Raw genomic sequence first — 26,145 nt, 5'->3', positions numbered from 1 at the left:
ACACCGCGTTTACTAGAAAGACTCATGATTCCGTTCTCTTTCTTGAGGACGCGGACATGACCTTCGGGCCGGAAACCATCATCCTGGGCGACTGCATCGAGCAGATGAACGCCCTGCCGGAGAAGTCGGTCGACCTGATCTTCGCCGACCCGCCCTACAATCTTCAGCTGGGCGGCGACCTGCTGCGTCCCGACAACTCCAAGGTCGACGCGGTCGACGACCACTGGGACCAGTTCGAGAGCTTCGCCGCCTACGACAAGTTCACCCGCGAGTGGCTGAAGGCCGCCCGCCGCGTGCTGAAGGACGACGGCGCGATCTGGGTGATCGGCAGCTATCACAACATCTTCCGCGTCGGCGTGGCGGTGCAGGACCTGGGCTTCTGGATCCTGAACGACATCGTCTGGCGCAAGTCCAACCCCATGCCCAACTTCAAGGGCACCCGCTTCGCCAACGCCCATGAGACCCTGATCTGGGCCTCCAAGAGCCAGAACGCCAAGCGCTACACCTTCAACTATGACGCCCTGAAGATGGCCAATGACGAGGTGCAGATGCGCTCGGACTGGACCATCCCGCTGTGCACCGGCGAGGAGCGCATCAAGGGCGCCGACGGGAACAAGGCCCACCCGACCCAGAAGCCGGAAGCCCTGCTCTATCGGGTGATCCTGTCGACGACCAAGCCGGGCGACGTGATCCTGGACCCGTTCTTCGGCGTCGGCACCACCGGCGCGGCCGCCAAGCGCCTGGGCCGCAAGTTCATCGGCATCGAGCGCGAGGCCGAATATCTGGAGCACGCCAAGGCGCGGATCTCCAAGGTCACGCCGATCGCGCCCGAGGACCTGGAGGTCATGGGCAGCAAGCGCGCCGAGCCGCGCGTGCCGTTCGGCACGATCGTCGAGGCCGGCCTGCTGTCGCCGGGCGACACCCTCTACTGCGCCAAGGGCGAGCGGGTGGCCAAGGTGCGTCCGGACGGCTCGATCACGGTCGGCGACCTGTCGGGCTCGATCCACAAGATCGGCGCCCTCGTGCAATCGGCGCCGGCCTGCAACGGCTGGACCTACTGGCACTTCAAGACCGACAAGGGCCTCGCCCCCATCGACGTCCTGCGCGCCCAGGTCCGGGCGGGGATGAACTAGGACGCTTTGTGGGGAAGGGCGTCGGCTTAACTCGACGGCCGGGCGGCTTGGGAAGGTCGCCTGGCTGATCCGCTCGGCGGATCGCCTCCCCGCCGAGGCCTCTAGTGAACCGTCTCGGCGCGAAACGCATCGAACTCCGCCATCAGGCCGGCGAAGGGCTTGCCCTGGACGACGGCCCCTGCGGGCTCGATGTCGACACGTCCCAATCCCGTCATGACATCGTACTCGCCAAGGGCTTGGTCGAGCATCAGGAAGCCGATCATGTTCCGCTCGCGCTCATCCCAGTCCCCGCGAAGGTAGAGGGTCAGATCCAGCCTGCCGTCGCCGCCGTCCTCCGCGACGTAGCGGAGGTCTTCCATGCCAATATGAGCGTCGTAGATGCCAAGGCCTGGCTTGGACCAGCGCCGCCTGAAGGCGGTGAAGAGAAAGCCCTCAAGGCGCGGCGCGGCCCTGCTCAGGGCCAGAACGCCCGGAATGTTGGAGCGCATGCCGTCGGCGGAGAGGATGAGCTCTACAGTGTTGGCGTCAAATCGCCCGATCTCATGCATCACGCCGGGCGCGGCCTTTCCGATCCGGTCGCCCAGTTCATGGATGATGACCTTCTGATCCTGGCGGTTCACGGCCTTCGTGATGCGGCCAGCATTCTTCTCGAACCAGGCCCAGAACGCCTCGACCTCGTTTCGCTTCCGGAATAGGCCGAACATCCTGCCTCCACCCTGGATTGAGCATCTGAAGCATAGCCCTTGCGCCCGGCGCAAGCGGTCAGAGCAGGCGTTCGGCGGCCCGCGCCGCTTTCAGGAACACGCTCGGCAGGGCCGAAAGTCCGGCTCGCGAGGTCCAGACGAAATCGCCATCGTTCGCGCCGTCAGCCGCGAACACCCGCAGCGTCAGCGAGAAGTGCGTGAAGACATGCTCGACCGCACCAAGATCCCGCCAGGCGGCGGCGACCGGGGCGGCGGCGACCGCCTCGGCGTCGCCATAGGCCGTCGCGCGCCACGCCGAGGTCGGCAGGCCCAGCATCCCGCCCAGCAGGCCCTTGGGCGGACGGCGCACCAGAGCCACCGCGTCGCCGCGCGTCAGGACATAGGCGACGCCATGACGCCGAGGCCGATCGGCCTTCTTGGCCTTGCGCGGATAGGTCTCCGGCGCGCCGCCCTTGAAGGCCGCGCACCAGGTCGAGACCGGGCAGAGGTCGCACAGCGGCGCCTTCGGCTTGCAGACTGTCGCGCCCAGATCCATCAGCGCCTGGGCCCAGTCGCCGGGGCGCTCGTCGGTGACGAGGTCGCCGGCCAGCGCTTTGAGTTCGGGCTTGGCGTCGGGCAGCGGCGTCTCGACGGCGAACAGCCGCGACATCACCCGCTCGACATTGCCATCGACGACGTTGGCCGGCCGGTCGAAGGCGATCGCCGCCACCGCCGCGGCGGTGTAGGCCCCGACGCCCGGCAGAGCGCGAAGACCTTCCTCGGTGTCGGGAAAGATCCCGCCATGTTGGCCGGCCACCGCCCGGGCGCAGGCCAGCAGGTTGCGGGCGCGAGCGTAGTAGCCGAGCCCCGCCCAGGCCGCCATCAGGTCGCCGTCGTCCACGGCCGCGAGATCCGAGACCGTCGGCCAGCGCTCAGTGAAGCTCAGGAAATAGGGCGTGGCGTGCGGCACGGTGGTCTGCTGCAGCATCACCTCCGACAGCCAGACGCGGTAGGGATCGGGGCGGACGCCCGCGCGGCGGTCCTGTGGCGAGACCCGCCAGGCCAGGGTCCGGGCCTGGCGGTCGTACCAGGCCAGCAGGCTTGAGCGGAGGGCGGCCCAATTAGGAGGGATGCTGGGTTTCATCGCCCTCTCGCCTACCGCAAGCGGGCGCCCTCGTGCTAGCTTTCCGTCATGGCCCGCCGCCCCCTGCCCACCGCCGAAGAAGCGATCGCGATCCTTCGCCAGAAGCGGACCAAGCCGCAGCGCCGCCCGCCGCCCCCGGCCGGCAAGAGCCTGGCGCCGCTGCTCAAGGACCTGGAGAACCGCTTTGGCCAGGGCCCGGCCGCCCTGCAGACCCGCTGGCGCGAGATCGTCGGCGACACCCTGGCGCGGCGCACCGAGCCGGTCCGCATCATCAAGGGCCGCAACGGCGAGGGCGGCGCGCTGGAGCTGCGCGTCGATGGCCCCATGGCCTCGCTGATCCAACACCAGGCGCCGCAGATCACCGCGCGGCTGGACATGCTGCTGGGCAAGGGCGTGGTCACCCGCCTGCGCATCGTCCAGGGCCCCGTGAAGGCCGCCGCCGCGCCCGTCCCTCAGAAGCCTCGCCGCAAGCCGCCGCTGGACGCGGCGCTTGAGAAGGAATTGGCCGACAGCTTGGCCGAACAGCCCGACGGCGGGCTGAAGCAGGCGCTGCTGAAACTGGGCCGAGGGGTGCTGGCCTCCAACCGCTGAAACGCCATCGCCGGGCCCGGGCGAGGCCATTGACAACCACCGCCCGGTCGCGCTCTTGCCGTAGTCCGCGTCCAGCCCTTTTCCCTTCGAAACGAGAATCGGGCTTAAGTTTCCAATCGACCGCCGAAGGGCCATTTGATGCGTTCGCTGATCAGCCGAGTCACCCTTGTCGCCGCGCTCGCCGCCGGCCTCGCCAGCTGCGGTCCCAAGGGCGAGACCGTCACCGCCGACGACATGACCCAGGGCAACCCGAACGCCAAGGTCACGGTGGTCGAATACGCCTCGGCTTCGTGCGTTCACTGCGCCCGCTGGAACAAGGACGTCTATCCGGCCTTCAAGGCCAAATACATCGACACGGGCAAGGTCAACTACGTCTATCGCGAGATTATCACCCCGCCGAACGAAGTGGCCGCGGCCGCCTTCCTGATGGCCCGCTGCGCCGGCAAGGATAAGTACTTCCAGGTCGTGGACTCGGTCTATCGCGCCCAGGAGCAGATGTTCCAGACGGGCCAGTTCCGCGAGGGCCTGCTCAACGTCGCCCAGTCGGCCGGCATGACCGAAGAACAGTTCAACGCCTGCGTAACCAACGAAAAGGCGCTGAAGGACCTCAACGCCCGCGTCGAGAAGTACGGCAAGGAAGCCAAGATCCAGGGCACGCCCACCTTCGTCGTCAACGGCAAGAAGGTCGGCGCGGAAGAGGGCGGCGAGCGCACCCTGGCCGAGCTGGACGCGGCCATCGCGGCGGCCTCGAAGTAATGACCTTGGACCGGCGCGCCCTGATCGTTTCCGGCCTGGCCGTCACGGGATCGACGTTGGCGGCGCCGGCGCTCGCGCGCGCCGCGCCCCTGCCGCCGGTTCCGGGCGAGATGGTGCTGGGCTCGCCCAAGGCGCCGGTCCAGTTCGTCGTCTACGCCTCGGCCAGCTGCCCGCATTGCGCCCACTGGTGGGCCGACGTCCTGCCGCAGGTCCGCAAGGGCTTCATCGACACCGGCAAGGCGCGCCTCGTTTTCCGCGAGTTCCTGACCCCGCCGCCCGAGTTCGCCGCCGCGGGCTTCATCCTGGCGCGCCGGATTCCGGGCAAGTATTTCGAGGTCTTGACGACCATCTTCGAGAAGCAGGCGGCGATCTACGACAGCGAGAAGCTCTGGGAGGGACTGGAGGCGATCGGCAAGCAATACGGCCTGACCGCCCAGCAGTTCGCCGAGACCCTGCGCGATCCCAAGGCGCTGGAGGCCGTCAACGCCCGCTTCGCCCGCGCCCAGACGGACGGGATCGAGGGGACGCCGACCTTCTTCGTGAACGGCGCGCAGGTCGACGGCACGGATTTCACCGCCCTGTCGCGCGCCTTCGCCGTCGCGGCGAAGGGCTGAGGACGAAGGGGACCGCCTCGTGCAGTTCCAGCGCCTTCGCCTTTCGGGCTTCAAGTCCTTCGTCGAGCCGACCGAGTTCCGGATCGAGCCGGGCCTGACCGGCATTGTCGGCCCGAACGGCTGCGGCAAGTCGAACCTGCTGGAAGCCCTGCGCTGGGTGATGGGCGCCAATTCCGCCAAGGCGATGCGGGCCGGCGGCATGGACGACGTGATCTTCGCCGGCAGCGGCGCCAGGCCGCCGCGCAACCACGCCGACGTCGCCCTGACGATCGACAACGCCGACCGCACCGCACCGGCCCAGTTCAACGACGATCCCGTCCTGGAGGTCGTGCGCCGGATCGATCGCGGCTCGGGCTCGACCTACAAGATCAACGGCCGCGAGGTGCGGGCCCGCGACGTCCAGCTCTTGTTCGCCGACGCCTCGACCGGCGCCAATTCGCCCGCCCTGGTCCGCCAGGGGCAGATCAGCGAGCTGATCGGCGCCAAGCCGCAGAACCGTCGCCGCATCCTGGAAGAAGCCGCCGGCGTCTCGGGCCTGCATACGCGCCGGCACGAGGCCGAGCTGCGCCTGCGCGCGGCCGAGGCCAATCTGGCCCGCCTGGACGACGTGGCCCGTGAACTCGAAACGGCCCTGAACCGCCTGAAGCGCGAGGCCCGCCAAGCCGAGAAGTACAAGCGCCTTTCGGCCGAGATCCGCGCCGTGCAGGGCGCGGTGCTCTACACCCGCTGGACCGAGGCCCGCGACACGCTGGAGCGCACCCAGCGCGAGGCGACCGAGGCCGCGCGCCTCGTCGAGGAGACCGCCCGCGCCAGCGCCGCCGCCCAGGTGGCGATCACCGAGGCCGAGACCGCCATGCCGCCGCTCCGGGAGGAGGCGACGATCGCCCAGGCCATCCTGGGCCAGCTGGCCATCCAGAAGGACCGCGCCGAGCGCGAGGCCGAAGCCGCCGCCGCGGAGTTCGAACGCCTGAAGAACGACCTCGCCCGCATCGAGGCCGACCGCGCGCGGGAGAGCCAGGCCAAGGACGACGCCGCCGCCGCCCTCGCCCGCATCGACGCCGAGCTGGAGGAGGTCCGCGCCCTGGTCGCCGCCGCGCCCGAGCGCGGTCCCGAGCTGGAGGCCGCCGCCAAGGCCGCCGAGGCCGCCCGCGCCGCCGCCGAGACCCAGGTCGAGCAGCTGGCCGCCCGGGTCGCCGCCGAGGAAGCGCAGTTCCGCGCCGCCGCGACCCGCCTCTCCGAAGCCGACGCCCGCGCCAGCCGCACCAACCGCGCCCTCGACCAGGCCAAGGCCGAGCGCGCCGCCATCGGCCCCGAGGTCGATCCCGCCGCCGCCGACGCTCGCCAGCGCTTCGAGGGCGCCGAGGCCGCGCTCGCCGCCGCCCGCGCGGCGCTGGAGGAGGCCGAGGCCGAGCGCGTCAAGGCCGCCGAACAGGAGGCCCAGGCTCGCCAGCTGGCGCGGAGCGTCGAGGACCAGCTGGGCCGCCTGCGCACCGAGGCCCGAGGCCTGGCCCAGCTCACGGCCCCGCGCGCCAAGAGCGGCCATGCGCCGGCGCTGGATAGCGTCTCGCCCGACAAGGGCTATGGCGCGGCCCTGGCCGCCGCGCTGGGCGATGATCTCGACGCCGCGCTTGATCCCAAGGCGCCCTCCTACTGGGGCGGGGCGCAGGTCTCCTCGCCGGTGTGGCCCGAAGGCGCGCAGCCGCTCGTACCGCTGGTCAAGGCGCCGCCGGAACTGGTCGCCCGCCTCTCGCACGTGGCCGTGGTCGCCCGCGCCGACGGCGACCGGCTGCAAAAGGCGCTGAAGCCCGGCATGCGCCTGGTCTCGATCGAAGGGGACCTCTGGCGCTGGGACGGCTTCGTCGCCCGCGCCGACGCGCCCAAGCCCGCCGCCATCCGCTTGGAGCAACGCACCCGCCTGGCCGAGGTCGAGGCCGAGATCGACGTCCTGGCCCCGCGCGCCGAGGCTACGGCCGCCGCGCTGAAGGTCGCCGCCGACCGGATGCGCGCGGTCGAGGACCTGCTGCGCGACAGGCGCCGGGGGCCGCCGGACGCCGAGCGCCTGCTGACCCAGGCCCGCGAGCAGGTCGCCAGGTTCGAGCGCGAGCAGGCGCTGCGGGCCGCCCGCGCCCAGTCCCTGGACGACACCATCGCCCGCTTCGAGGCCGAGAAGGCCGAGGCCGACGCGGCCCTGGCGGAGGCCCGGGAAGCCCACGCCGCCGCCCAGACCTCGGGTGATCTGCAGCCCCAATTGACGGAAGCCCGCCAGGAGGCGGCCAAGGCTCGCGAGGCCGCCAGCGCCGCTCGCACCGCTCTCGACGTCGAGACCCGCGAACGCGCCGGCCGCCAGCGCCGCCTGGAGAGCCTGGAGCGTGACCGGACCGACTGGGCCAAGCGGGCCGAGACCGCCGCCAAGCGGGCGGAATCTCTTGAAGGCGACCGCGTGAAAGCCGCGGCCGCGCTTGAAGCGGCGCGCGAGGCGCCGACGGTGCTGCAGGAGAAGCTGGTCGCCCTGCTGGACGAATTCGCCGCCGCCGAGGCCCGCCGCGCCAAGGCCAGCAACGCGCTGGAGGCGGCCGAGACCAACCGCATCAACGCCGACCGCGCCGCCCGGGCCGCCGAACAGGCCGCCGGCGAGGCTCGCGAAAAGCGCGCGGCCCTGGTCGCCCACCTGGACGGCGCCCGCCAGCGCTACGCCGAGGTCGCCACCGCCATCCGCGAGCAGGCTCGCATGGAGCCCGAGGAGCTGGGCCGCCACGTCGCCGGCGAAGCCGTGGCCGTGCCGAAGGACGCCGCCGGGGTCGAGGCTCACCTGTTCGCCCTGGAGCGCGAGCGGGACGCCATCGGCCCGGTGAACCTGCGCGCCGAGGAAGAGGCGCAGGAATATGCCGGCCGCCTGGAGATCATGCGCACCGAGCGCGCCGACCTGTCGGGCGCCGTCACCAAGCTGCGCGCCGGCATCGAGGAGCTGAACGCCGAGGGCCGTGAACGGCTCTTGGCCGCCTTCGACGTGATCAACGCCAACTTCCAGACCCTCTTCCAGGCCCTGTTCGGCGGCGGCCAGGCCGAGCTGAAGCTGATCGAGAGCGACGATCCGCTGGAGGCGGGTCTGGAGATCTACGCCTGCCCGCCCGGCAAGCGCCTGGCCAGCATGAGCCTGATGAGCGGCGGCGAGCAGGCCCTGACCGCCAGCGCCCTGATCTTCGGTGTGTTCCTGGCCAATCCGGCCCCGATCTGCGTGCTGGACGAAGTCGACGCGCCGCTCGATGACGCCAATGTCGACCGCTACTGCAACATGCTGGACGAGATGCGCCGCCGCACCCAGACGCGTTTCATCGCCATCACCCACAACCCGGTGACCATGAGCCGGATGGACCGCCTGTTCGGCGTCACCATGGCCGAGCGCGGCGTCAGCCAGCTGGTCAGCGTGGACCTGAGCACGGCCGAGAAGCTGGTGGCGGCTTAGGCGGCGTAAATCCTCCCCCTCGCGGGGGAGGTGTCGGCTCGAAGAGACGACGGAGGGGGAATAGGCAAGGTCAGCAAGTCTTCCCCCTCCGGCGCTTCGCGCCACCTCCCCCGCTAGGGGGAGGATTTTAGAAGCCGATCGCCTGGCGAATGGGATTGGCCGGATCGGCCAGCAGCTTCACCGCCATCGCGCACGAGATCACCACCAGCAGCGGCCGGATCAGCTTGGGCCCAAAGCGCATGGCAAGCCTCGACCCCACCTGAGCGCCGAGGAACGCGCCCACCGCCATCGCCAGGCCCACCGGCCAGACGACCACGCCCTTCAGGGCGAACAAGGTCAGGCTGCCGAGGTTGCTGGCCGCGTTGGCGAGCTTGGTGTGGGCGGTGGCCTTCAGGACGCCGTAGCCCAGAAGGGTGACGATCGCGACCATGTAGAAAGCGCCGGCGCCGGGCCCGAAGATGCCGTCATAGAAGCCGACCAGCGGCGTGACGAAACAGGCGAACGGGATCAGCGCCATGCGCGGGGCGACATCCTCGCTCTTCAGGGCGCGCGAGAAGCCGAAATAGAGGGCGATGGCGATCAGCAGCACCGGCACGATCGCCCGCAGCAGCTGCGGCGACAGCAGGCTGGCGCAAAGGGCGCCGCAGAGACCGGCGATGGCGGCGGCCAGGGCGACCGGCCAGGCGGTCTTCCAGTCGATCAGGCCGCGCCGGGCGAAGGCGCTGGTCGAGGAGATGGCGCTGACCGCGCCTTGCAGCTTGTTGGTGCCCAACGCCTGCACGGGCGACAGGCCCGCCAGCAGCAACGCCGGCAAGGTCACGAGTCCGCCGCCGCCGGCGATGGCGTCCAGCGCTCCGGCGAGGGCTGCGACCACGAACAGGCTGGCGATGACGTCTAGGGAAACCATGAGCGGCTCATGGTCCCGTTCGACGCATCAGGCAAAGAAAAAGGGGCCCGAAAGGCCCCTTGATCCTTAACCCAGCAGGTGAGCCCACTGGTGGGCGCGCGACTGCTTGCTATTGGTCGACTTGCCCAAGGCGCGCAGTTCGTCGCGCTCCTTGGCCTTCTCTTCCTTGCGGACGCGCATCTCGGCGGCTTCGAGGGCCTTGCGCTCCTTGCGCTCGGCGCGCTTGGCGGCCATCAGCTCTTCCTGGCGAGCCAGGGCTTCGAGGCGGGCCTTTTCCTTGGCTTCGGCGCGGGCGGCGCGGACGGCTTCGAGTTCGGCGGCGCGAAGCTCTTCGCGCTTATCGAAATCCGGATCCTGGACCGTAGGCTTGGCCTTGAACTTGGCCAGCATGGCCTTCTTGGCTTCCTGTTGCGCGGCGAGGCGATCGGCGAATCCGGTGTTCTTCAGGTGCGACATGAATCTTCGTATTGTTTGGAGGCGGCGGCTCTAAAGCCCAGATCGACGAAAAAATCAATGCGTCATCGAGGCTCGACGCTCCGTGCCTAGGGGGAGCGGCGGCGAAAGAACGCCCGATAGATAGGGAGTCGTTCCCGATCCGAAAGACCCCGCCTCGCCCTCCCCGCCGGAAGATTGGGGTCGGTTTTGCCCGCCTGACGGAGGGGAAGGCGAAAAGCTCAAATATTCCGGCCACTTGCCTTACGACGCGGTCACCTTGACGCACCGCAGCGAGGTCTATAGGTTCCGCGCCGATCAAGCCGGCCGGAAAAGCGCTTTTTTATGGCGCGTCCTCGGCGCTTTCGGACCTGCCGCTTCCCATGCCCAAGGCCGACGAACCGAACGAGAGGGCTCCGCAGAGCCTCGACGCTCGGCTCGCCGCATTTGAGGCGCGGAAGGCGGCGGAAAAGCCGGTGAAAGCCGCGTCCGAAAAGGCCCAGCAGGACGGTTACCGCCTGCTGGCGGATCTGATCGGGGGCGTTTTGGTGGGTCTCGGCTTCGGCTGGCTGCTCGACCACTACGTCCACACGAGCCCCTGGGGCATGGTCGGCGGTCTGCTGATCGGCCTGGGGATCGCGATTTTCTCCATCGTCCGCAAGGCGATGAAACTGAGCGCGCAGGCGTCGGCCCCGTCTCCGGTTCCGGGGAAGGCCGACGGAGACACGGGAGACGGGCCTACCGTCCCCAAGCAGAAGAGAGACTAGGGCCGATGGCCGATCCGATGCACCAGTTCCAGATCCAGAAGATCGTGGAACTGCCCACCGTGACCGTTCCGGGCCTGGGCGCCATCGATCTTTCGATCACCAACTCCGTGGCCGCGATGATGTCGGCCGCCCTGCTGATCATCGGCTTCTACAGCCTGGCGGCCCGCAAGGCCGTGGTGCCCGGCCGCCTGCAGGCGGTGGGCGAGATGCTCTACGGCCTGGTCGACGGGCTGGCGGAATCCATCATCGGCCACGACGGCAAGAAGTTCCTGCCCTTCGTGTTCACGCTGTTCTCGTTCGTGCTGTTCATGAACATGCAGGGCATGTTCCTGGTGTTCACCTCGACCTCGCAGCTGGCCGTGACCCTGACGCTGGGCTTGATGGTCATCCTGACCGTCGTCGCCGTCGGCTTCGCCAAGAACGGCCTGAAGTTCTTCAAGCTGTTCGCCCCGTCGGGCGTGCCGTGGCCGCTGTACTTCCTGCTGGTGCCGATCGAGATCCTGTCGTTCCTGATCCGTCCGATCACGCTCGGCCTTCGTCTGTTCGGCAACATGCTGGGCGGCCACGTGGTGCTGAAGATCTTCGCCGGCTTCGTGATCGCCCTGGGCGGTCTCGGCGTGCTGGGCTGGGCGGGTTCCGCCCTGGCCCTGACCTCGGTCGTCGCCCTGACGGCCCTCGAGTTCATGGTGGCCTTCCTCCAGGCCTTCGTGTTCGCGGTGCTCACCTGCGTCTATCTCAACGACGTCGTGCACCTCGACAGCCACTGATCAACCTTTAGTCTTTCAACCAATACCCTTCTCAAGGAGTCTCAATCATGGACGCTGCTGCTGCTAAGTACATCGGCGCTGGTCTGGCCATGCTCGGCATGATCGGCGCGGGCGTGGGCCTGGGCGTGATGTTCGGCAACTACTTCCAAGGCGCCCTGCGCAACCCGACGGCCGCCGCTCAAGAGCGCCCGATGCTGTTCCTGGGCATGGCTCTGACGGAAGCCCTGGGCATCTTCGCCCTGGTCATCGCCTTCCTGATCCTGTTCTCGTAATCCGATCCCTGGGGCGCGGCGCTTCATCGGAAGCGACGCGCCCCAGTTTCTGTTTTCTCGCGCTTCCTGGAGCGGGCCGGATCACGGTCCGCTCCAAGCGCAATAGCTGAGAGGCGCCTTCGCCCATGGCGACGGAACATCACGGCACGACCGAGACGACGGAAGCCCCCAAGGGCCACGAAGGCGGCGGCGGTCTTCCGCAGCTGCAGTTCGAGCACTGGGGCGGTCAGATCGTCTGGCTCCTGCTCATCTTCGCCGTGCTCTACGCGGTGCTGTCCAAGGGCCTCCTGCCCCGCGTCAGCGGCGCGATCGAGGAACGCGGCGCCAAGATCGCCGGCGACATCGCCGACGCCCGTCGCATGAAGGACGAGGCCGAGGCTCAAGCCCGCGCGGCCGCCGCCGAGGTGGCGGAAGCCCGCGCCAAGGCCCAGAAGACGGCCGCCGATGCGAAGGCCAAGGCTTCGGCCGAAGCCGCCGAGCGTCAGGCCAAGGAAGAGGCCGTGCTGGCCGAGAAGCTGGCCGCGGCCGAGGCTTCGATCCAGACCGCTCGCGACCAGGCCATGAGCCAGGTCCGCGTGGTGGCCCAGGACACCGCCGGCGCGATCGTCGAGAAGCTGACTGGCAAGGCGGCCACCGCCGCCGAGCTCAAGTCGGCTCTGGCCTAAGGGACTGAAGATGGAACACGAATCCCTGTTCAGCCTGTCGAACCCGGAATTCTGGGTTCTGGTCGCCCTGGTGATCTTCTTCGGCCTGCTGGTCTTCTTGAAGGTCCTGCCGGGCGCCCTGTTCGGCGCGCTCGACAACTATTCGGCCAAGATCAAGGCCGAGCTGGACGAAGCCCAACAGCTGCGGGAAGAGGCCCAGGCTCTGCTCGCGGACGTCAAGGCCCAGCGCGAGGAGGCCGAGCGTCAGGCCGCCGCGATGATGGAGGCCGCCAAGGCCGACGCCAAGCGGATGGCCGAGGAAGCCAAGGAAAAGCTCGAAGAGCAGATCAAGCGCCGCGCCGAGATGGCCGAACGCAAGATCGCCCAGGCCGAGGCGCAAGCCGCAGCCGACGTGAAGGCCGCCGCGGTGGATCTCGCCGCCCAGGCCGCCGAAACGGTCCTCGCCGCCCGCCTGGCCGGCGCCAAGACCGACCCGCTGGCGGACGCCGCCATCGGCCAGATGGGCGCCAAGCTGCAATAGCGGCTGGTCACATCGGGTAGACATAGCGAAGGGCGCGGATCGCAAGGTCCGCGCCTTTTTCTTGGCTCGCGGATTGTCCCCAACCGGGCGACACCGCACCCGCGTCGATCAGCGGATCGACAACGCCTCGCATGCCGGCTAGAGAAGGCCAGCTCTTCCTGAGGTTGTCATGCGCCTAGCGATCGCCGCCTTCATCGCCGTGTGCGCCACAGCCGTCGCCGCTAGGGCGGAGCCCTGTGACGCCGTCAGTCTCACAGGCCTGTGGGAATTAACGTCCATCGACATCGCCGAGCCAGGAGCCTCCGCCTTCTATAAGGCCAACCCGTACGAATACCTTCGCTTTGGCGCCGACGGCCGCTTCGCCTACCTGGCTGGACCACGGAAAGCGAAGGACGTTGGCTCGATGAACGCGCTGCTGGATGGCGCCCAGGCCGCTGGCCCGCGCTACGACACCCGAGTGATCAACGCGACCACCCTGGTTATCTTCCGAAACGGCCAGCCTTTTCAGGGCTTCGTGTGCTCTGTCGACAAGGTTGGCGAAGCCGCGTCGGAAATGGTCTGGACCCAGATGGAAGGCGCCCCGTCCGTCAGGCGCGTGCATCACCGCCTGAAATAGCGCAGCGTCCCCGCAAGCGACGGGCCGAGGGCCCGCAAGGACTCCCCCCTGGGCAAGCTAGTTCACCCCGCCTTGGCCGTCTTCCGCGCCACGTAGCCTTTCACGCGCTTGCGCGTCTTGGCCAGCAGCCGCCAGCGGGCCTTGCGCAGAACGAGCTTCTCGGTGCGGAGCATCTGCTGCCAGACGACCAGCAGCACCTCGGGCTCGCGGCGCATCAGGCGGCGGATCGGGAACACCAGCTTGGGGTGGCGGCGCTGCCAGCGGATGAAGGTCTTCCGCGCCTGGAACGAGTAGCGCAGCACGATCATCAGCCCAATGACCAGCAGCGGCAGACCGACGTGGCCGGGCAGCGGCGTCAGCACGGCCCCGGCCAGGATCACCAGCGCGCCGAAGCCGATGGCGATCCAGCGGAACGCGCGGGCGGCGGACTCGCGCAGCAGCAGCGCCAGGCGCGCACGGCGCCGGACCCGGTGCTTGATATCGATCGTCGCGACCAAGGGGCTCACTGTCCGTTGCGCCTCGCCGCCCGACGCTTCAGAGACTTGCGCCAGCGGATGGCGACCCGGAAGCGACGCGGCACGACCAGGCGCTCGATGCGCAGCGCCTGTTGCCAGGCGACCAGCACGACCTCGGGCTCGCGGCGCAGCAGGCGGCGCAGCGGGAAGATCAACTTGGGGTGAGCGTGCTGGAAGCGCACGAACTGCTTGCGGGCCTTGAACGAGTTGCGCAGCACCAGCATCAGGCCCACGACCGTCAGCGGCAGGCCCATCGGGCCCGGCAGCGGCGCGATGACGATGCCGCCGATCACCAGCAGCACGCCCAGGCTCAGCAGGATCACGCGCAGGAATCGCGCGACGAGCTCACGGGCGAGGTCATCGGCGGTGCGGCGGGCGCGCGGCATGGCGAGGGCGATAGCGGTCATGGGAGGACAACGAGCTTGCGCGACGCATGCTCCCTGGATCAGCCAGCTCGCCCCGACGCGCCCCTCCGATATGTGGAGCCAAGAGGGCGCCGTAAAGGCGCCCTCTGGTCGCAAGGGGGGTATGGAGAATGCTATTCAGCCGCCAGTGGCGCCGCAGCCACAGGTTTCCACTTCAACCGGGGCTTGCGGGCCGCCTGGGTCTCGTCCAGGCGCCGGAGCGGGGCGTGGAACGGCGCGCCCTTGAAACGCTCCGTATCCCCCGCCTTGGCGGCGCCGGCCAGGGCGCGGAGCGCGGCGATGAAGCGATCCAGCTCCTGGCGGCTCTCGGTTTCCGTGGGTTCGATCAGCATCGCGCCGTGCACGACCAGCGGGAAGTACATGGTCATCGGGTGGAAGCCCTCGTCGATCATCGCCTTGGCGAAGTCGAGCGTGGTCACGCCGGTGCCCTCGAGCCAGCTGTCGTCGAACAGGGCCTCGTGCATGCACGGCCCCTCAGGGAAGGCCGGGCTCATCACGTCCTTCAGCCGCGCCTTGACGTAGTTGGCGTTGAGGACGGCGTCCTCGGCCGCCTGCTTCAGGCCGTCGGCGCCGTGGCTGAGCATGTAGGCGTAGGCGCGGACATACATGCCCATCTGGCCGTGGAAAGCGCTCATGCGGCCGAAGGCGGTCTTGGCCCCCTCCTCGCCGGCGTGCTCGACCAGGTCGAAGCCGTCCTCGCCGTGGGTCAGCCAGGGCGTCGGGGCGAACGGGGCCAGGGCCTCCGACAACACCACCGGACCCGCGCCCGGACCGCCGCCGCCGTGCGGCGTCGAGAAGGTCTTGTGCAGGTTGATGTGCATGGCGTCGACGCCCAGGTCGCCCGGACGCACCCGGCCGACGATGGCGTTGAAGTTGGCGCCGTCGCAGTAGAAGTAGGCCCCGGCCGCGTGGGTCAGGCGGGCGATCTCGACGACGTCGCGCTCGAACAGGCCGCAGGTGTTGGGATTGGTGACCATGATGGCCGCCACGTGGTCGCCGAGCTTGGACTCCAAGTCCTTCAGGTCGACGCGGCCGTCCTCGGTCTGGGCGATCTCGACGACGGTGTAGCCGACGAAGGCCGCCGTGGCCGGGTTGGTGCCGTGGGCGCTGGTCGGCGCCAGGACCGTCTTGCGGTGACCGTTGCCGGCCGCCTCGTGGGCGGCGCGGATGGCCAGCAGGCCGCACAGCTCGCCGTGGGCGCCGGCCTTGGGCGACAGGGCGACGGCCGGCATGCCGGTCAGGGTCTTCAGCCAGTGGGCCAGGCGGTCCATCAGCTGGAGAGCCCCCTGCACCGTCGAGGTCGGCTGCAGCGGGTGGATGTCGCTAAAGCCGGGCAGCCGCGCCATCTTCTCGTTCAGGCGCGGGTTGTGCTTCATCGTGCACGAGCCCAGCGGATACAGCGCCAGGTCGATGGCGTGGTTCTTTTGGCTGAGGCGCACGTAGTGGCGGACGGCTTCCGGCTCCGACAGGCCCGGCAGGCCGATCGGATCGGTTCGCAGCAGACCGGCGAGGTCGCTCGACGGCGCGGCGGCTTCAGGCAGGTCGACGCCGGTCTTGTTCCAGCCGTCCAGTTCGAAGATCAGGGCCTCGTCCTGCAGCAGGCCGCGCGCGCCCGTCAGGGTCTCGTGACCGGCGGGGGCGTCATTCGCGGCTTCAGGGCGCGTGGGGCGGCCGACGTTGTTCATGCTCATTGGCCCACCACCTTGGTCAGGAGCTTGGTCAGGAAAGTGATGTCGATGTCCATCGTCGTCTCGGTCGCGGCGACCAGCAGCACGTCGTCCATGCCCGCGCCGGCGTCGAGGCGCGAGAACGGCACACCGGCCAGCACGCCGTGGCTGGCGAGGGTCTCGACCAGTTCAGCCGCCTTACCCGGAACGCGGACCGCGAACTCGTTGAAGAAGCGCGGCGTCAGGATCTCGTAGCCGGGCACAGCCGCCAGGGCGTCGCGCAGGGCGACCGCCTTCTGGTGGTTCAGCGCCGCCAGTTTGCGCAGGCCGGTCTCGCCCAGCAGGCTCATGTGGATCGAGAAGGCCAGGGCGCAGAGGCCGCTGTTGGTGCAGATGTTGCTGGTCGCCTTGTCGCGGCGGATATGCTGCTCGCGGGTCGACAGCGTCAGCACGAAGCCGCGCTTGCCGTCGGCGTCGACCGTCTCGCCGCACAGGCGGCCCGGCATCTGGCGGACGAACTTCTCCTTGCAGGCGAAGAGGCCGACATAGGGGCCGCCGAAGTTCAGGCCGTTGCCGATCGACTGGCCCTCGGCCACGGCGATGTCGGCGCCCATCTCGCCGGGCGACTTCAGCAGGCCGTACGAGACGGCTTCGGTCGTCACCACGATCAGCAGCGCGCCGGCGGCGTGAGCGGCCTCGGCGATCTTGGTCACGTCGGTGACCGTGCCGAACACGTTCGGAGTCTGGACGACGACGCAGGCGGTATCCTGGTCGATCGCGGCGATCACCGCGTCCTCGGCGTCGATGGCCGCGGGCATGCGGGTCGTCTGGACGCCGGCGGCGTGGGCCAGGGTCTCGATCGCCCCGACATAGTGGGGGTGGACGCCGCCCGACATCACCGCCTTGTTCCGGCGGGTGACGCGCTGGGCCATCATCACGGCCTCGGCCGCGCCGGTCGAGCCGTCATAGAGCGAGGCGTTGGCCACCTCCATGCCGGTCAGGGCCGCGACCTGGGTCTGGAACTCGAACAGCACCTGCAGGGTGCCTTGGGCGATTTCCGGCTGGTAGGGCGTGTAGCTGGTCAGGAACTCCGACCGCTGGATGATGTGATCGACCGTGGCCGGCACGTGGTGGCGATAGGCGCCGGCGCCGCAGAAGAAAGGCCCCTCGCCCGCGGCGCGGTTGCGCTTGGCCAGGGCGGCCATCTCCCGCTCGACTTCCAGTTCGCCGACATGGTGCGGCAGGTCGACCGGCTTGTCGCGGCGGGCCGACGCCGGCACGTCCACGAACAGGTCGTCGATCGACTTCACGCCGATCACGCCGAGCATCTCGGCGCGGTCTTCGGGGGTGAGGGGGAGATAGCGCATATTTCGGTCCTTCTCCCTTCCCCCTCGACGGAGGAAGGGTCGGGGATGGGGTGTTACAGGGTGGCCAGGAACGCTTCGTACGCGTCGCGGTCCATCAGGGCGTCGACCTCGGCCGGGTTGGCCAGCTTGATCTTGGCGAACCAGCCGCCGCTTTCCGGCAGGGCGTTGACGGTTTCCGGGGCGTCCGACAGCTCGGCGTTGCCTTCGATCACCTCGCCCGAGACCGGGGCGTAGACGTCCGAGGCGGCCTTGACGCTCTCGACCACCGCCAGGCCGTCGCCCTGCTTCACGGTCTTGCCGGCTTCCGGAACCTCGACGAACACCACGTCGCCCAGTTGCTCGGCGGCGTAGGCGGTGATGCCGACGGTGGCGACGTCGCCCTGAACGACGACCCATTCGTGATCTTTGGTGAAACGCATCTCAATCGGCCCTTGGATTGGATTAGAGTTTACGGATGTAACGGTTCGGAACGAACGGGCTGGCGACCACCTCGGCGGCGGCCGCCTTCCCGCGAACGATGACCTTCAACTTCGTCCCGATCGCGGCGTAGGCGGGCGGGGCGAAGCCGATGGCGATGGGATAGCCCAGGCTGGGGGCGAAGCCGCCGCTGGTGACCTTGCCGATCACGGCGCCAGCCTCGTCGGCGATCTCGGCGCCTTCGCGGGCCGGAGCGCCTTCCAGCACCTTCAGGTTCACGCGGACGCGCGACAGCTCGCCGCCCAGCTCCTTGGAAATCCGGGCCGCGCCCAGATAGTCGCCGGCCTCGCGGCGCGACTTGCCGACGGCGAAGTTCAGGCCCGCCTCGATCGGCGAGACGGTCTCGTCCAGGTCGTGGCCGTACAGCGGCAGGCCCGCTTCCAGGCGCAGGCTGTCGCGCGCGCCCAGGCCGATCGGCTTGACGCGCTCGTCGGCCAGCAGGGTGTTCCACACCCGCTCGGCGGCGTCGGCGGGAACCGAGATCTCGTAGCCGTCCTCGCCGGTATAGCCCGAACGGGAGACGATCGCGTCGACGCCGAAGGCGGTCAGGGCCTTGGCGTCCATGAACACCATCTGGGCGGCTTGCGGGATGTGGGCGGCCAGCACCGCGGCGGCCTCGGGGCCTTGCAGCGCCAGCAGCGCGCGATCCTCAAGCCGGGTCACCGTGGCCTCGCCGGCCAGCTCGCGGGCGATGATGGCGTAGTCATTGTCCTTGCAGGCGCCGTTGACCACGACGAACAGGCCATCCTCGTCCGGACGCGCGGTCATCAGGTCATCGACGATGCCGCCTTCAGCGTTCAGCAGCACGCCGTAGCGTTGCTTGCCGGGCTTGAGGCCCTGATAGTCGGCCGAGACGACCTTTTCGAAAGCCTTGGCGGGGTTCTCGCCGCGGATGCGGGCCTGGCCCATGTGCGAGACGTCGAACAGGCCGGCGTGCTCGCGGGTCCAGAGGTGCTCCTTCAGCACCCCGTCCTTGTACTGCACCGGCATGGAATAGCCCGCGAACGGGACCATGCGGGCGCCCGCCGCCACGTGGGCGTCATAGAGCGGGGTCTTCTTGAGGTCTTCGGACACAGGTCGGGCTCCAAACGAGGTCGGCGACGGGACCGGCTCTCGCCGGTTGGTCGCGCCCCCGCTGTCCCTTGGGCCTGAGAGATTCCGGGACGTTCCGTCCCTTGCTCCTTCGGCGAGCCGCCCTTTCGGGAGGCCTCTTTCCAGCGTTCCTAAACTCGCGCGGTCCTTTTGCCTGAGCGTTTCCGGGGCGGTTGCGCCTTCGGCCTCGGGAGCGAATCCCGATGTCTCCCGCGAGGGTCATCGGCTCAATGCGGGAGGGGTCGATCGGAGTCAAGCGCGCGTCCCTCGTCCTCTGGACGAGGCGGGCGTTTTCCTCATCCGGCGCGACTGGGACATCAGGCCGCAGCCGAAACTTTCCGCACATTAACCGTCCACGGCGAAGCTTGCGGCGCTTTCACAGCAGGACCCTCCATGACCATCCGCATCCGCGACGCGCTCAACATCTTCGCCGGCTGCCTGCTGCTGGGATTCATCCTGGCCACCGCGACGGCGGTCTTCTCGCTGATGGAGCTGCGGGTCGGCGGCCCGCTGTCGAAGAAGCAGTCGCAGTCCTATGAGCTGCTGGCCGACCTGTTCCCGCCGCCGCTGTACCTGGTGGAGTCGATGCTGATCGTCCACCACGGCGCCGAGGATACGGGCCAGGCCGACGCCACGCTGAAGGCGTTGAACACCCTGCACCAGCAGTACGACGCGCGGCGCGCCTACTGGAAAGGCCTCGACCTGCCGGACGAGATGCGCGCGGGGCTCGACGCTTCCGACGTCGAGGTGCAGGCGTTCTGGAAGGTCGTCGACGGCGAATACGCCCCGGCGCTGAAGTCGGGCGACGTCATCGGCATCAACTCGACGATCGCCAAGCTCGAACCGATCTATGCGCGCCACCGCAAGGTCATCGACCAGCTGGCCGTGATGGCTCAGAAGGACGCGGAGGCCCAGGCGCGAAAGGTCGAAAAGGCGACCTGGTTCGTCATGGCCCTGCTCGCGGCCGTCACCGTCGCCATGCTGGCGATCGTGGTCGTCGGCGTCGGCGCGCTGCGCCAGTTCGTGGCCTCGCCGCTGTCGAAGATCACCGACTACATGGGCCGCCTGGCGACCGGCGATTACAGCCAGGACGTGCCGCTGCAGGCGCGTCCGGACGAGATCGGCGACATGGCTCGCTCGGTGGCGACGTTCCGCACCGCCGCCCTGGAGCGCCAAGCGGCGACCAAGGCCCAGCTGGAACACGAAGAGGAAGCGCGCCTGCAGAGCGCCGAAGCCGCTCGCGCAGAGGAGCGCGCCCTGCGTCAGCGCGTGGCCGACAGCCTTGGCGAGGGCTTGCGCCGCCTGGCCGCCGGGGACCTTTCGGCGCGCCTGAGCTCGCCGTTCCCCGAGGACTTCGAGGGCCTGCGCCGCGACTTCAACAGCTCGATGGAGACGCTGGAGCACGCGATCCGCCAGGTGCTGATCACCACCGGCGCGGTCGACAGCGGCTCGCGCGAGATCTCGACGGCCTCCGACGACCTGGCCCACCGCACCGAGCAGCAGGCCGCCAGCCTGGAAGAGACCGCCGCCGCGCTTGACCAGGTGACCGCCACGATCCGCAAGACCGCCGAGAACGCCGCCCAGGCCCAGGAGGCCGCCTCGGTCAGCCGCAAGCTGGTCGGGCAGTCCAGCGCCGTGGCCAACGAAGCGATGACCGCCATGGAGCGGATCGACGTCTCGTCCCAGAAGATCGGCCAGATCATCACCGTCATCGACGAGATCGCCTTCCAGACCAACCTCCTGGCCCTGAACGCTGGGGTCGAGGCCGCCCGCGCCGGCGAAGCGGGTCGCGGCTTCGCGGTCGTGGCCCAGGAGGTGCGGGCCCTGGCCCAGCGTTCGGCCGACGCGGCCAAGGAGATCAAGACCCTGGTCACCGACGCCTCGGACAGCGTGCAGAGCGGCGTCGGCCTGGTGGTCCGCGTCGGCGAGGAATTGGGCAATGTCGTCGACCATTTCGGCCGCATCGAGGACCTGATCAACGACATCGCCTCGGCCGCACGCCAGCAGGCGACGGGCCTGGCGGAGGTCAACACGGCCGTCGGCCAGATGGACCAGGTCACCCAGCAGAACGCGGCCATGGTCGAGGAGACCACCGCCGCCAGCCACACCCTCACCCGCGAGGCCGGGGAGCTGGGCGCGCTGCTCCAGCGGTTCAAGGTGGGCGAAGAGGCGGGCGCGGCGTCGGCGAAGACGCCGCAGCGCGGCCGCCCGGGCCAGGAGACCCAGGCGGCCTAAGCGCTACATGCGCTCGGGCGCTTCGATGCCCAGCAGATCGAGGGCCAGCTCCAGCTGACGCAGGGTCGTCTCAGCCAAGGCCAGGCGCGAAGCGCGCAGGGCGTCGCTGTCGGCGCTCATGATCGGGCAGGCCGCGTAGAACTTCGAGAACGACTGGGCCAGCTTGTAGGCGTGCTCGGCGACGAAGTTCGGGGCCTTCTTGTCGTAGGCCTCCTGCAGCGCGCCCTCGAAGGCGTCCAGCAGCATGGCCAGGTCCCGCTCGGCCTGTTCGCCGATGATGATCTCGCCGGCCGCCGCGCCGGCCTCGGCGGCCTTGCGCAGCACGCTCTTGATGCGCACCGACTGGTACAGCAGGTACGGGCCGGTCTTGCCCTCGAAGCTGGTGAAGCGGTCGAGATCGAAGACGTAGGACGTGCCGCGGAAGTTCTGTAGGTCGGCGAACTTCAGGGCCGCGACGCCGACCTTGTGGGCGGTGTCCTCGAACTGCTCTTCGGTGAGCTCGGCGCCCAGGCCGGCTTCGCGGAGGCGCTCGCGGGCCTTTTCGCGGGCCATCTCGATCAGGTCGTGCAGCTTCAGCACGCCGCCGGCGCGGGTCTTGAACGGCTTGCCGTCCGTCCCGTTCATCGTGCCAAAGCCGATGTGCTCCAGCGAGCCTTCCTGCGCGTAGCCGGCCAGATAGGCGGCGCGGAACACAGTCTCGAAGTGCAGGGCCTGACGCTGATCGACGCAGTAGAGGATCAGGTGCGGGTCGAACGACTGGCGGCGATCCAGGATCGTGGCTAGGTCGGTCGTGCCGTACATGGCCGAACCCTCGGACGAGACCACCAGCAGCGGCGGCACGTCCTGCTTGTCGTCCTCGCGCGAGACGCGGACGATGCGGGCGCCCTGGTCCTCGACCAGCAGGCCCTTGGCCTCCAGCTCTTCGACCATCGGCCCGATCAGGTCGTTGGCGTCGCTCTCGCCCTTCCACAGGTCGAAGTCGACGCCCAGGGCGTGGAACTCGCGCTCCAGGGCCACGCGGCTGACCTTGACGAAGTGGCTCCACAGCACGCGGTAGCCATAGCGGCCGTTCTGCAGCTCGGCGGTGGCCTTGCGGGCGCGCTCCTTGAACGCGGCGTCTTCCTTCTGGCGCAGCGAGGCGGCCGGATAGATGCGGTCGAGGTCGGCCAGGCTGATGCGGGCGTCGAGCTCGGCGTTCAGAGCCGCCACATCGGCCGGATCGGCGCCGGCGGCGGTCTCGGGCAGCTTGCCGACCAGAGCGGCGATCGTGGCGTCCTCGTCGAGGATCGCGCTGATCAAGAGGCCCATCTGGAAGCCCCAATCGCCGAAGTGGGCGTCGCCCAGCACTTCGTCGCCGCGGAAGCGGTACAGGCGCTTGATCGACTCGCCGATGATCGAGGCGCGCAGGTGGCCCACGTGCATCGGCTTGGCGACGTTGGGGCCGGCATAGTCGATCAGCACCCGGCGCGGCGCGTCCAGCACCTGGGCGCCGGTCCGATCGTCGGCGGCGATCTCGCGGGCGCGGACCGACAGGGCCTCGTCGCTGACCCGCAGGTTGATGAAGCCGGCGCCGGCGATCTCGACCGAGCTCAGGCGCGGATCGGCCTTGAGGATCTCGACGACCTGCGCAGCGATCTCGCGCGGATTGCGCTTGGCGCTCTTGGCCGCCGCGAGGGCGCCGTTGCACTGGAAATCGGCCAGGTCGGGACGGTCGGAGGCGGTGACGCGTCCGAACTCGGGAGGAAGTCCGGCGGCCTGGAACGCGGCCGAAGCCGCCTCGCTCAGGGACCGCTTCAAATCGTTCATTGCTTGGTGGAAGTCCCTGGTTGAACCTGGCCGGCCTGGACGCGGAAGCGCTTGCCGTCACGGTTGAAGGCCGCCATTTCCGGCGTCACGTCGAAGCCGATCAGGACCTCGAAATTGCCGCCGCTGACCTTGGCGTCAGCGCGCGGGATGGTGATCTGCTCGAGGGTCTCGGTGGCGTAGACGCGATCCTGGCCGGCCGGGAAGGTCACGGGCAGGTCGAAATATTCCTTGGCGATCACGGCCTGGTTCCGCTCGGTCACGGCCACCCAGTAGCGGTAGACGTGCTTGTCGCCCTCGGCCTGCGGACCACGGCCCAGCTGGAACAGAGCCTCGACGCGAATCTTGATCGGCTCGTCGCTCTTGTAGGCGCAACCCGAGGTCAGGCTTTGGATCTCGCCGGTGAAGCCGGCTTGCGACGCCGACTCCTTGCCGTCCTTGAACTCGACGTAGCGGCTGGCGTCGTACAGCACCTTCACGAACGGACACGGCCCCGCGTTGCGCAGCTGCTGCAGCGGCGCCTTGGGCTGGTTCCACTCTTCGTCGCGCTTCTTCTTCTTGGCGGCCTGGTCGTCGTCGCCGCCGCCCTGGTCGCCGCCGGGGCCGCGCTGGGCGTAAGCGGCCGTCGCCGTGGTCGCGGCGATCGAAACGGCCATCAGGGCGCTGAGGGCGAGCGTGATATTACGGCGCATGAAACGTCCGGTGCAAAGAAGACAGAGCCAAGCGGAGCCACGCGGCCCCTTCGGCGTCATGCAGCCTGATAAAGGCATATGCGTGACGTCGCAACGACGCAGACTCCTGGCGCCCGGCGGCCGGAACCACTAGTTTCCGCGCCATGAACGCCGAGACCCCGATCCGCCGCCCGATCTCGCTGCTGCTGGCCAGCCCGCGCGGCTTCTGCGCCGGCGTCGATCGCGCCATCCAGATCGTCGAGCGCGCCGTCGAGAAGTTCGGCGCCCCGGTCTATGTCCGCCACGAGATCGTCCACAACCGCCACGTCGTCGACCGCCTGAAGGCCTTGGGCGCGGTGTTCATCGAGGAGCTCTCCGAGGCGCCCGACGATCGCCCGGTCGTGTTCTCGGCCCACGGCGTGCCCAAGTCCGTGCCGGCCGAGGCCAAGTCGCGCGAGATGATCTATCTCGACGCCACCTGCCCGCTGGTCTCCAAGGTCCATGTCGAGGCCCAGAAGCACTACGACGCCGGTCGTGAGATCGTGCTGATCGGCCATGCCGGGCATCCGGAGGTGATCGGCACCATGGGCCAGCTGCCCGACGGCGCGGTGACCTTGATCGAGGATATCGACGACGCCGCCGCCTGGACGCCCAAGGACGCCAGCAACGTCGCCTTCCTGACCCAGACCACCCTGTCGGTCGACGACACCGCCGAGATGGTCGCTTTGCTGCGCGAGCGCTTCCCGGGCATCGCCGCGCCGCACAAGGAAGACATCTGCTACGCCACGACCAACCGCCAGGACGCGGTCCGACGCCTGGCCGAACAGGCCGAGCTCGTGCTGGTCGTGGGCTCGAAGAACTCGTCGAACTCGGTGCGCCTGAAGGAGGTCGGCCTGAAGGCCGGGGCCCGCGAGGCCCACCTGATCGACGACGCCTCGGGCATCGACTGGACCTGGTTCGAGGGCGTCTCGCGCGTCGGCCTGACCGCCGGCGCCTCGGCCCCCGAGGACCTGGTGCAAGGCGTCATCGACGCCATCGCGGCGCGGTTCGATACCACCGTCGAGGAACTGGTCGAGGCGCGCGAGACGATCACCTTTAAGCTGCCGCGGCTGCTGACGGCCTAACCGCGCTTGACCGGACGGCCTGCGTCGCGCATCCCCGCGTCATGGCCGTCTATACCGACATCACCGACGACGAACTCGCCGCCTTCCTGGAGGGCTACGACCTGGGCGCGCCTCTGGCGTTCAAGGGCATCGCCGAGGGCGTGGAGAACTCCAACTTCCTGCTGGAGACGGAGAAGGGTCGCTACATCCTGACCGTCTATGAGCGTCGGGTGAAGGCCGAGGACCTGCCCTATTTTCTGAATCTGCTGACCTGGCTGGCCGACAAGGGCTATCCCAGTGCGCGCCCGATCCCCACGCGAAGGGGCGCGACCCTGGCGACCCTGCGCGGCAAGCCCGCCGCCATCGTCGAGTTCATGCCGGGCCTGTCGGCGCGCAAGCCGACCGTCGCCCACTGCCGCGAGGCCGGCGAGGGTTTGGCCTGGCTGCACCTGGCCGGCGAGGGCTATCCCGCCCGCCGCGCCAACGACCTGGGCCAGGCCGCCTGGGCGCCGCTGTTCTCCAAGCACCGCAAGGCCGCCGAGGCGCTGAAGCCCGGCCTGGCGGCCACCATCGACCAGGACCTGGCGCAACTGGCCCTGATGTGGCCGCGCAACCTGCCGACGGGCACGGTCCATGCCGACTATTTCCCGGACAACGTCTTCTTCCACGCGGACGGCAAGTTCGCCGCGACGATCGACTTCTACTTCGCCTGCGACGACGCCTACGCCTACGACCTGGCCGTGACGCTGAACGCCTGGTGCTTCGAAGCCGACGGCAGCTTCAACGTCACCGCCGCCAAGGCGCTGCTGAACGGCTATGAGCGCCGTCGGCCGCTGAGCCCCGCCGAGAAGGAAGCCCTGCCGATCCTGGCGCGCGGCGCGGCGATGCGCTTCTTCCTGACGCGCCTGGCCGACTGGGGCGCGACGCCCGCCGGCGCGCTGGTGCGGCCCAAGGACCCGCTGGAGTACGAGCGCAAGCTGGCCGTCCACCGCGAGGGCCTCGTGCTGTTCGCATGACGCCGAAGGTCACGATCTATACCGACGGGGCCTGCAAGGGGAATCCCGGCCCCGGCGGCTGGGGCGCCATCCTGTTCTATGGCGACAAGAAAAAAGAGATCTGCGGCGGCGAGCCGGGGACGACCAACAACCGCATGGAGCTGATGGCCGCCATCCAGGCGCTGGAGCTGCTGAACCGTCCCTGCACCGTCGAGCTGCACACCGACAGCCAGTATGTGATGAAGGGCATCCAGGAGTGGATCCGGGGCTGGAAGGCGCGCGGCTGGAAGACGGCCGACAAGAGCCCGGTCAAGAACGACGACCTGTGGAAGCGGCTCGACGCCGCTCGCTCGCGCCACGATGTCGACTGGCGCTGGGTCAAGGGCCACGCCGGCCATCCGCTGAACGAACGCGCGGACGCCCTGGCCAATGAAGGTCTCCGACAGGCCAATCCGCGCTTCTGAC

The 26,145-nt window shown here is 69.1% G+C and carries 27 protein-coding genes and 1 riboswitch; of the genes, 15 read left to right on the top strand and 12 right to left on the bottom strand.

Annotated elements, in window-relative coordinates; genetic code table 11:
* Positions 1 to 56: 56 nt before the first annotated feature.
* Entirely contained in the window at positions 57 to 1,133 is a 1,077-nt protein-coding gene (gene ccrM / locus CSW60_RS13265; RefSeq protein WP_099537833.1) for an adenine-specific DNA-methyltransferase CcrM, read from the top strand.
* A 101-nt stretch (positions 1,134 to 1,234) separates the two neighbouring features.
* Here the strand turns inward: ccrM and CSW60_RS13260 are convergent, their stop codons facing one another.
* Both CSW60_RS13260 and mutY read right to left on the bottom strand, forming a co-directional pair.
* Positions 1,235 to 1,753: a hypothetical protein gene (locus tag CSW60_RS13260; protein ID WP_161495644.1), complete on the bottom strand. Its 519-nt coding sequence runs from the start codon at positions 1,751 to 1,753 to the stop codon at positions 1,235 to 1,237.
* A gap of 142 nt (positions 1,754 to 1,895) precedes the next feature.
* Positions 1,896 to 2,960: an A/G-specific adenine glycosylase gene (gene mutY / locus CSW60_RS13255; protein ID WP_099537831.1), complete on the bottom strand. Its 1,065-nt coding sequence runs from the start codon at positions 2,958 to 2,960 to the stop codon at positions 1,896 to 1,898.
* 48 nt (positions 2,961 to 3,008) lie between these two features.
* Here mutY and CSW60_RS13250 point away from each other — a divergent pair, with 48 nt between their 5' ends.
* The 4 genes from CSW60_RS13250 (at position 3,009) to smc (ending at position 8,384) form a co-directional block, all read left to right on the top strand.
* Entirely contained in the window at positions 3,009 to 3,551 is a 543-nt protein-coding gene (locus CSW60_RS13250) for a DUF721 domain-containing protein (RefSeq protein ID WP_099537830.1), read from the top strand.
* A gap of 138 nt (positions 3,552 to 3,689) precedes the next feature.
* Positions 3,690 to 4,307, top strand: coding sequence for a DsbA family protein (locus tag CSW60_RS13245; protein ID WP_099537829.1), 618 nt, complete (start codon positions 3,690 to 3,692; stop codon positions 4,305 to 4,307).
* On the top strand, positions 4,307 to 4,921 hold the full coding sequence (locus CSW60_RS13240; protein ID WP_099537828.1) for a thioredoxin domain-containing protein: 615 nt from the start codon (positions 4,307 to 4,309) through the stop codon (positions 4,919 to 4,921). Before CSW60_RS13245 ends, CSW60_RS13240 begins: the two co-directional genes overlap by 1 nt.
* 19 nt (positions 4,922 to 4,940) lie before the next feature.
* Positions 4,941 to 8,384 carry a chromosome segregation protein SMC gene (gene smc, locus CSW60_RS13235; RefSeq protein WP_099537827.1) on the top strand — a complete coding sequence of 1,148 codons (3,444 nt, stop codon included), beginning with the start codon at positions 4,941 to 4,943 and terminating at the stop codon, positions 8,382 to 8,384.
* A 127-nt stretch (positions 8,385 to 8,511) separates the two neighbouring features.
* Here the strand turns inward: smc and CSW60_RS13230 are convergent, their stop codons facing one another.
* Together CSW60_RS13230 and CSW60_RS13225 are read right to left on the bottom strand one after the other, a co-directional pair.
* On the bottom strand, positions 8,512 to 9,291 hold the full coding sequence (locus tag CSW60_RS13230; RefSeq protein WP_099537826.1) for a TSUP family transporter: 780 nt from the start codon (positions 9,289 to 9,291) through the stop codon (positions 8,512 to 8,514).
* Between the two features lie 66 nt (positions 9,292 to 9,357).
* Positions 9,358 to 9,747, bottom strand: coding sequence for a DUF6481 family protein (locus CSW60_RS13225; protein WP_099537825.1), 390 nt, complete (start codon positions 9,745 to 9,747; stop codon positions 9,358 to 9,360).
* Between the two features lie 359 nt (positions 9,748 to 10,106).
* Between CSW60_RS13225 and CSW60_RS13215 the strand changes: the two genes are divergently transcribed.
* The 6 genes from CSW60_RS13215 (at position 10,107) to CSW60_RS13190 (ending at position 13,330) form a co-directional block, all read left to right on the top strand.
* Positions 10,107 to 10,490 (top strand): AtpZ/AtpI family protein, encoded by a 384-nt coding sequence (locus tag CSW60_RS13215; protein WP_099537824.1) that lies wholly within the window; start codon positions 10,107 to 10,109, stop codon positions 10,488 to 10,490.
* Between the two features lie 5 nt (positions 10,491 to 10,495).
* Entirely contained in the window at positions 10,496 to 11,257 is a 762-nt protein-coding gene (locus CSW60_RS13210) for a F0F1 ATP synthase subunit A (RefSeq protein ID WP_099537823.1), read from the top strand.
* Between the two features lie 47 nt (positions 11,258 to 11,304).
* Positions 11,305 to 11,529, top strand: coding sequence for a F0F1 ATP synthase subunit C (locus CSW60_RS13205; protein ID WP_004615714.1), 225 nt, complete (start codon positions 11,305 to 11,307; stop codon positions 11,527 to 11,529).
* 125 nt (positions 11,530 to 11,654) lie between these two features.
* Positions 11,655 to 12,194: a hypothetical protein gene (locus CSW60_RS13200; RefSeq protein WP_099537822.1), complete on the top strand. Its 540-nt coding sequence runs from the start codon at positions 11,655 to 11,657 to the stop codon at positions 12,192 to 12,194.
* Between the two features lie 10 nt (positions 12,195 to 12,204).
* Positions 12,205 to 12,714: a F0F1 ATP synthase subunit B gene (locus CSW60_RS13195; protein WP_099537821.1), complete on the top strand. Its 510-nt coding sequence runs from the start codon at positions 12,205 to 12,207 to the stop codon at positions 12,712 to 12,714.
* 169 nt (positions 12,715 to 12,883) lie between these two features.
* The gene (locus tag CSW60_RS13190) at positions 12,884 to 13,330 is read left to right on the top strand and encodes a hypothetical protein (protein WP_099537820.1); all 447 of its coding nucleotides are present in this window, start codon (positions 12,884 to 12,886) and stop codon (positions 13,328 to 13,330) included.
* A 62-nt stretch (positions 13,331 to 13,392) separates the two neighbouring features.
* On the opposite strand, the gene CSW60_RS13185 is transcribed toward CSW60_RS13190, so the two are convergent.
* From CSW60_RS13185 to gcvT, 6 genes are all read right to left on the bottom strand, one after another.
* Positions 13,393 to 13,836, bottom strand: coding sequence for a hypothetical protein (locus CSW60_RS13185; protein ID WP_099537819.1), 444 nt, complete (start codon positions 13,834 to 13,836; stop codon positions 13,393 to 13,395).
* Positions 13,833 to 14,252: a hypothetical protein gene (locus CSW60_RS13180; RefSeq protein ID WP_099537818.1), complete on the bottom strand. Its 420-nt coding sequence runs from the start codon at positions 14,250 to 14,252 to the stop codon at positions 13,833 to 13,835. Before CSW60_RS13180 ends, CSW60_RS13185 begins: the two co-directional genes overlap by 4 nt.
* 131 nt (positions 14,253 to 14,383) lie before the next feature.
* A complete protein-coding gene (gene gcvPB, locus CSW60_RS13175; RefSeq protein WP_099537817.1) occupies positions 14,384 to 15,961 on the bottom strand; it encodes an aminomethyl-transferring glycine dehydrogenase subunit GcvPB in 1,578 nt (525 codons plus the stop codon).
* Positions 15,958 to 17,304: an aminomethyl-transferring glycine dehydrogenase subunit GcvPA gene (gcvPA, locus tag CSW60_RS13170; RefSeq protein ID WP_099537816.1), complete on the bottom strand. Its 1,347-nt coding sequence runs from the start codon at positions 17,302 to 17,304 to the stop codon at positions 15,958 to 15,960. Before gcvPA ends, gcvPB begins: the two co-directional genes overlap by 4 nt.
* 53 nt (positions 17,305 to 17,357) lie before the next feature.
* Positions 17,358 to 17,723, bottom strand: a complete 366-nt coding sequence (gene gcvH / locus CSW60_RS13165) for a glycine cleavage system protein GcvH (protein ID WP_099537815.1) — start codon at positions 17,721 to 17,723, stop codon at positions 17,358 to 17,360.
* A 22-nt stretch (positions 17,724 to 17,745) separates the two neighbouring features.
* On the bottom strand, positions 17,746 to 18,855 hold the full coding sequence (gene gcvT / locus CSW60_RS13160) for a glycine cleavage system aminomethyltransferase GcvT (protein ID WP_099537814.1): 1,110 nt from the start codon (positions 18,853 to 18,855) through the stop codon (positions 17,746 to 17,748).
* A 150-nt stretch (positions 18,856 to 19,005) separates the two neighbouring features.
* A riboswitch (glycine riboswitch) is annotated at positions 19,006 to 19,096 on the bottom strand.
* Between the two features lie 170 nt (positions 19,097 to 19,266).
* Here gcvT and CSW60_RS13155 point away from each other — a divergent pair.
* Positions 19,267 to 21,108 carry a methyl-accepting chemotaxis protein gene (locus CSW60_RS13155; RefSeq protein WP_099537813.1) on the top strand — a complete coding sequence of 614 codons (1,842 nt, stop codon included), beginning with the start codon at positions 19,267 to 19,269 and terminating at the stop codon, positions 21,106 to 21,108.
* 3 nt (positions 21,109 to 21,111) lie between these two features.
* On the opposite strand, the gene CSW60_RS13150 is transcribed toward CSW60_RS13155, so the two are convergent.
* Both CSW60_RS13150 and CSW60_RS13145 read right to left on the bottom strand, forming a co-directional pair.
* A complete protein-coding gene (locus CSW60_RS13150) occupies positions 21,112 to 22,914 on the bottom strand; it encodes an arginine--tRNA ligase (RefSeq protein WP_099537812.1) in 1,803 nt (600 codons plus the stop codon).
* The gene (locus tag CSW60_RS13145; protein ID WP_099537811.1) at positions 22,911 to 23,603 is read right to left on the bottom strand and encodes a Tat pathway signal sequence domain protein; all 693 of its coding nucleotides are present in this window, start codon (positions 23,601 to 23,603) and stop codon (positions 22,911 to 22,913) included. The genes CSW60_RS13150 and CSW60_RS13145 overlap by 4 nt, the downstream gene beginning before the upstream one ends.
* A gap of 143 nt (positions 23,604 to 23,746) precedes the next feature.
* Between CSW60_RS13145 and ispH the strand changes: the two genes are divergently transcribed.
* Genes ispH through rnhA form a run of 3 tightly spaced genes read left to right on the top strand, consistent with a single transcriptional unit; the run spans position 23,747 to position 26,144 of the window.
* Positions 23,747 to 24,706, top strand: a complete 960-nt coding sequence (gene ispH / locus CSW60_RS13140; protein WP_099537810.1) for a 4-hydroxy-3-methylbut-2-enyl diphosphate reductase — start codon at positions 23,747 to 23,749, stop codon at positions 24,704 to 24,706.
* A gap of 41 nt (positions 24,707 to 24,747) precedes the next feature.
* Positions 24,748 to 25,701 carry a homoserine kinase gene (gene thrB / locus CSW60_RS13135; RefSeq protein ID WP_099537809.1) on the top strand — a complete coding sequence of 318 codons (954 nt, stop codon included), beginning with the start codon at positions 24,748 to 24,750 and terminating at the stop codon, positions 25,699 to 25,701.
* Complete coding sequence (rnhA, locus tag CSW60_RS13130; protein WP_099537808.1) at positions 25,698 to 26,144, top strand: ribonuclease HI; 447 nt, start codon at positions 25,698 to 25,700, stop codon at positions 26,142 to 26,144. Before thrB ends, rnhA begins: the two co-directional genes overlap by 4 nt.
* Position 26,145: the final 1 nt, after the last annotated feature.

This window comes from Caulobacter sp. X (assembly GCF_002742635.1).
Lineage (GTDB): Bacteria > Pseudomonadota > Alphaproteobacteria > Caulobacterales > Caulobacteraceae > Caulobacter.
The sequence above is the reverse complement of the archived record's forward strand: the minus strand, read 5'-3'. Positions and strand labels throughout refer to the sequence as shown.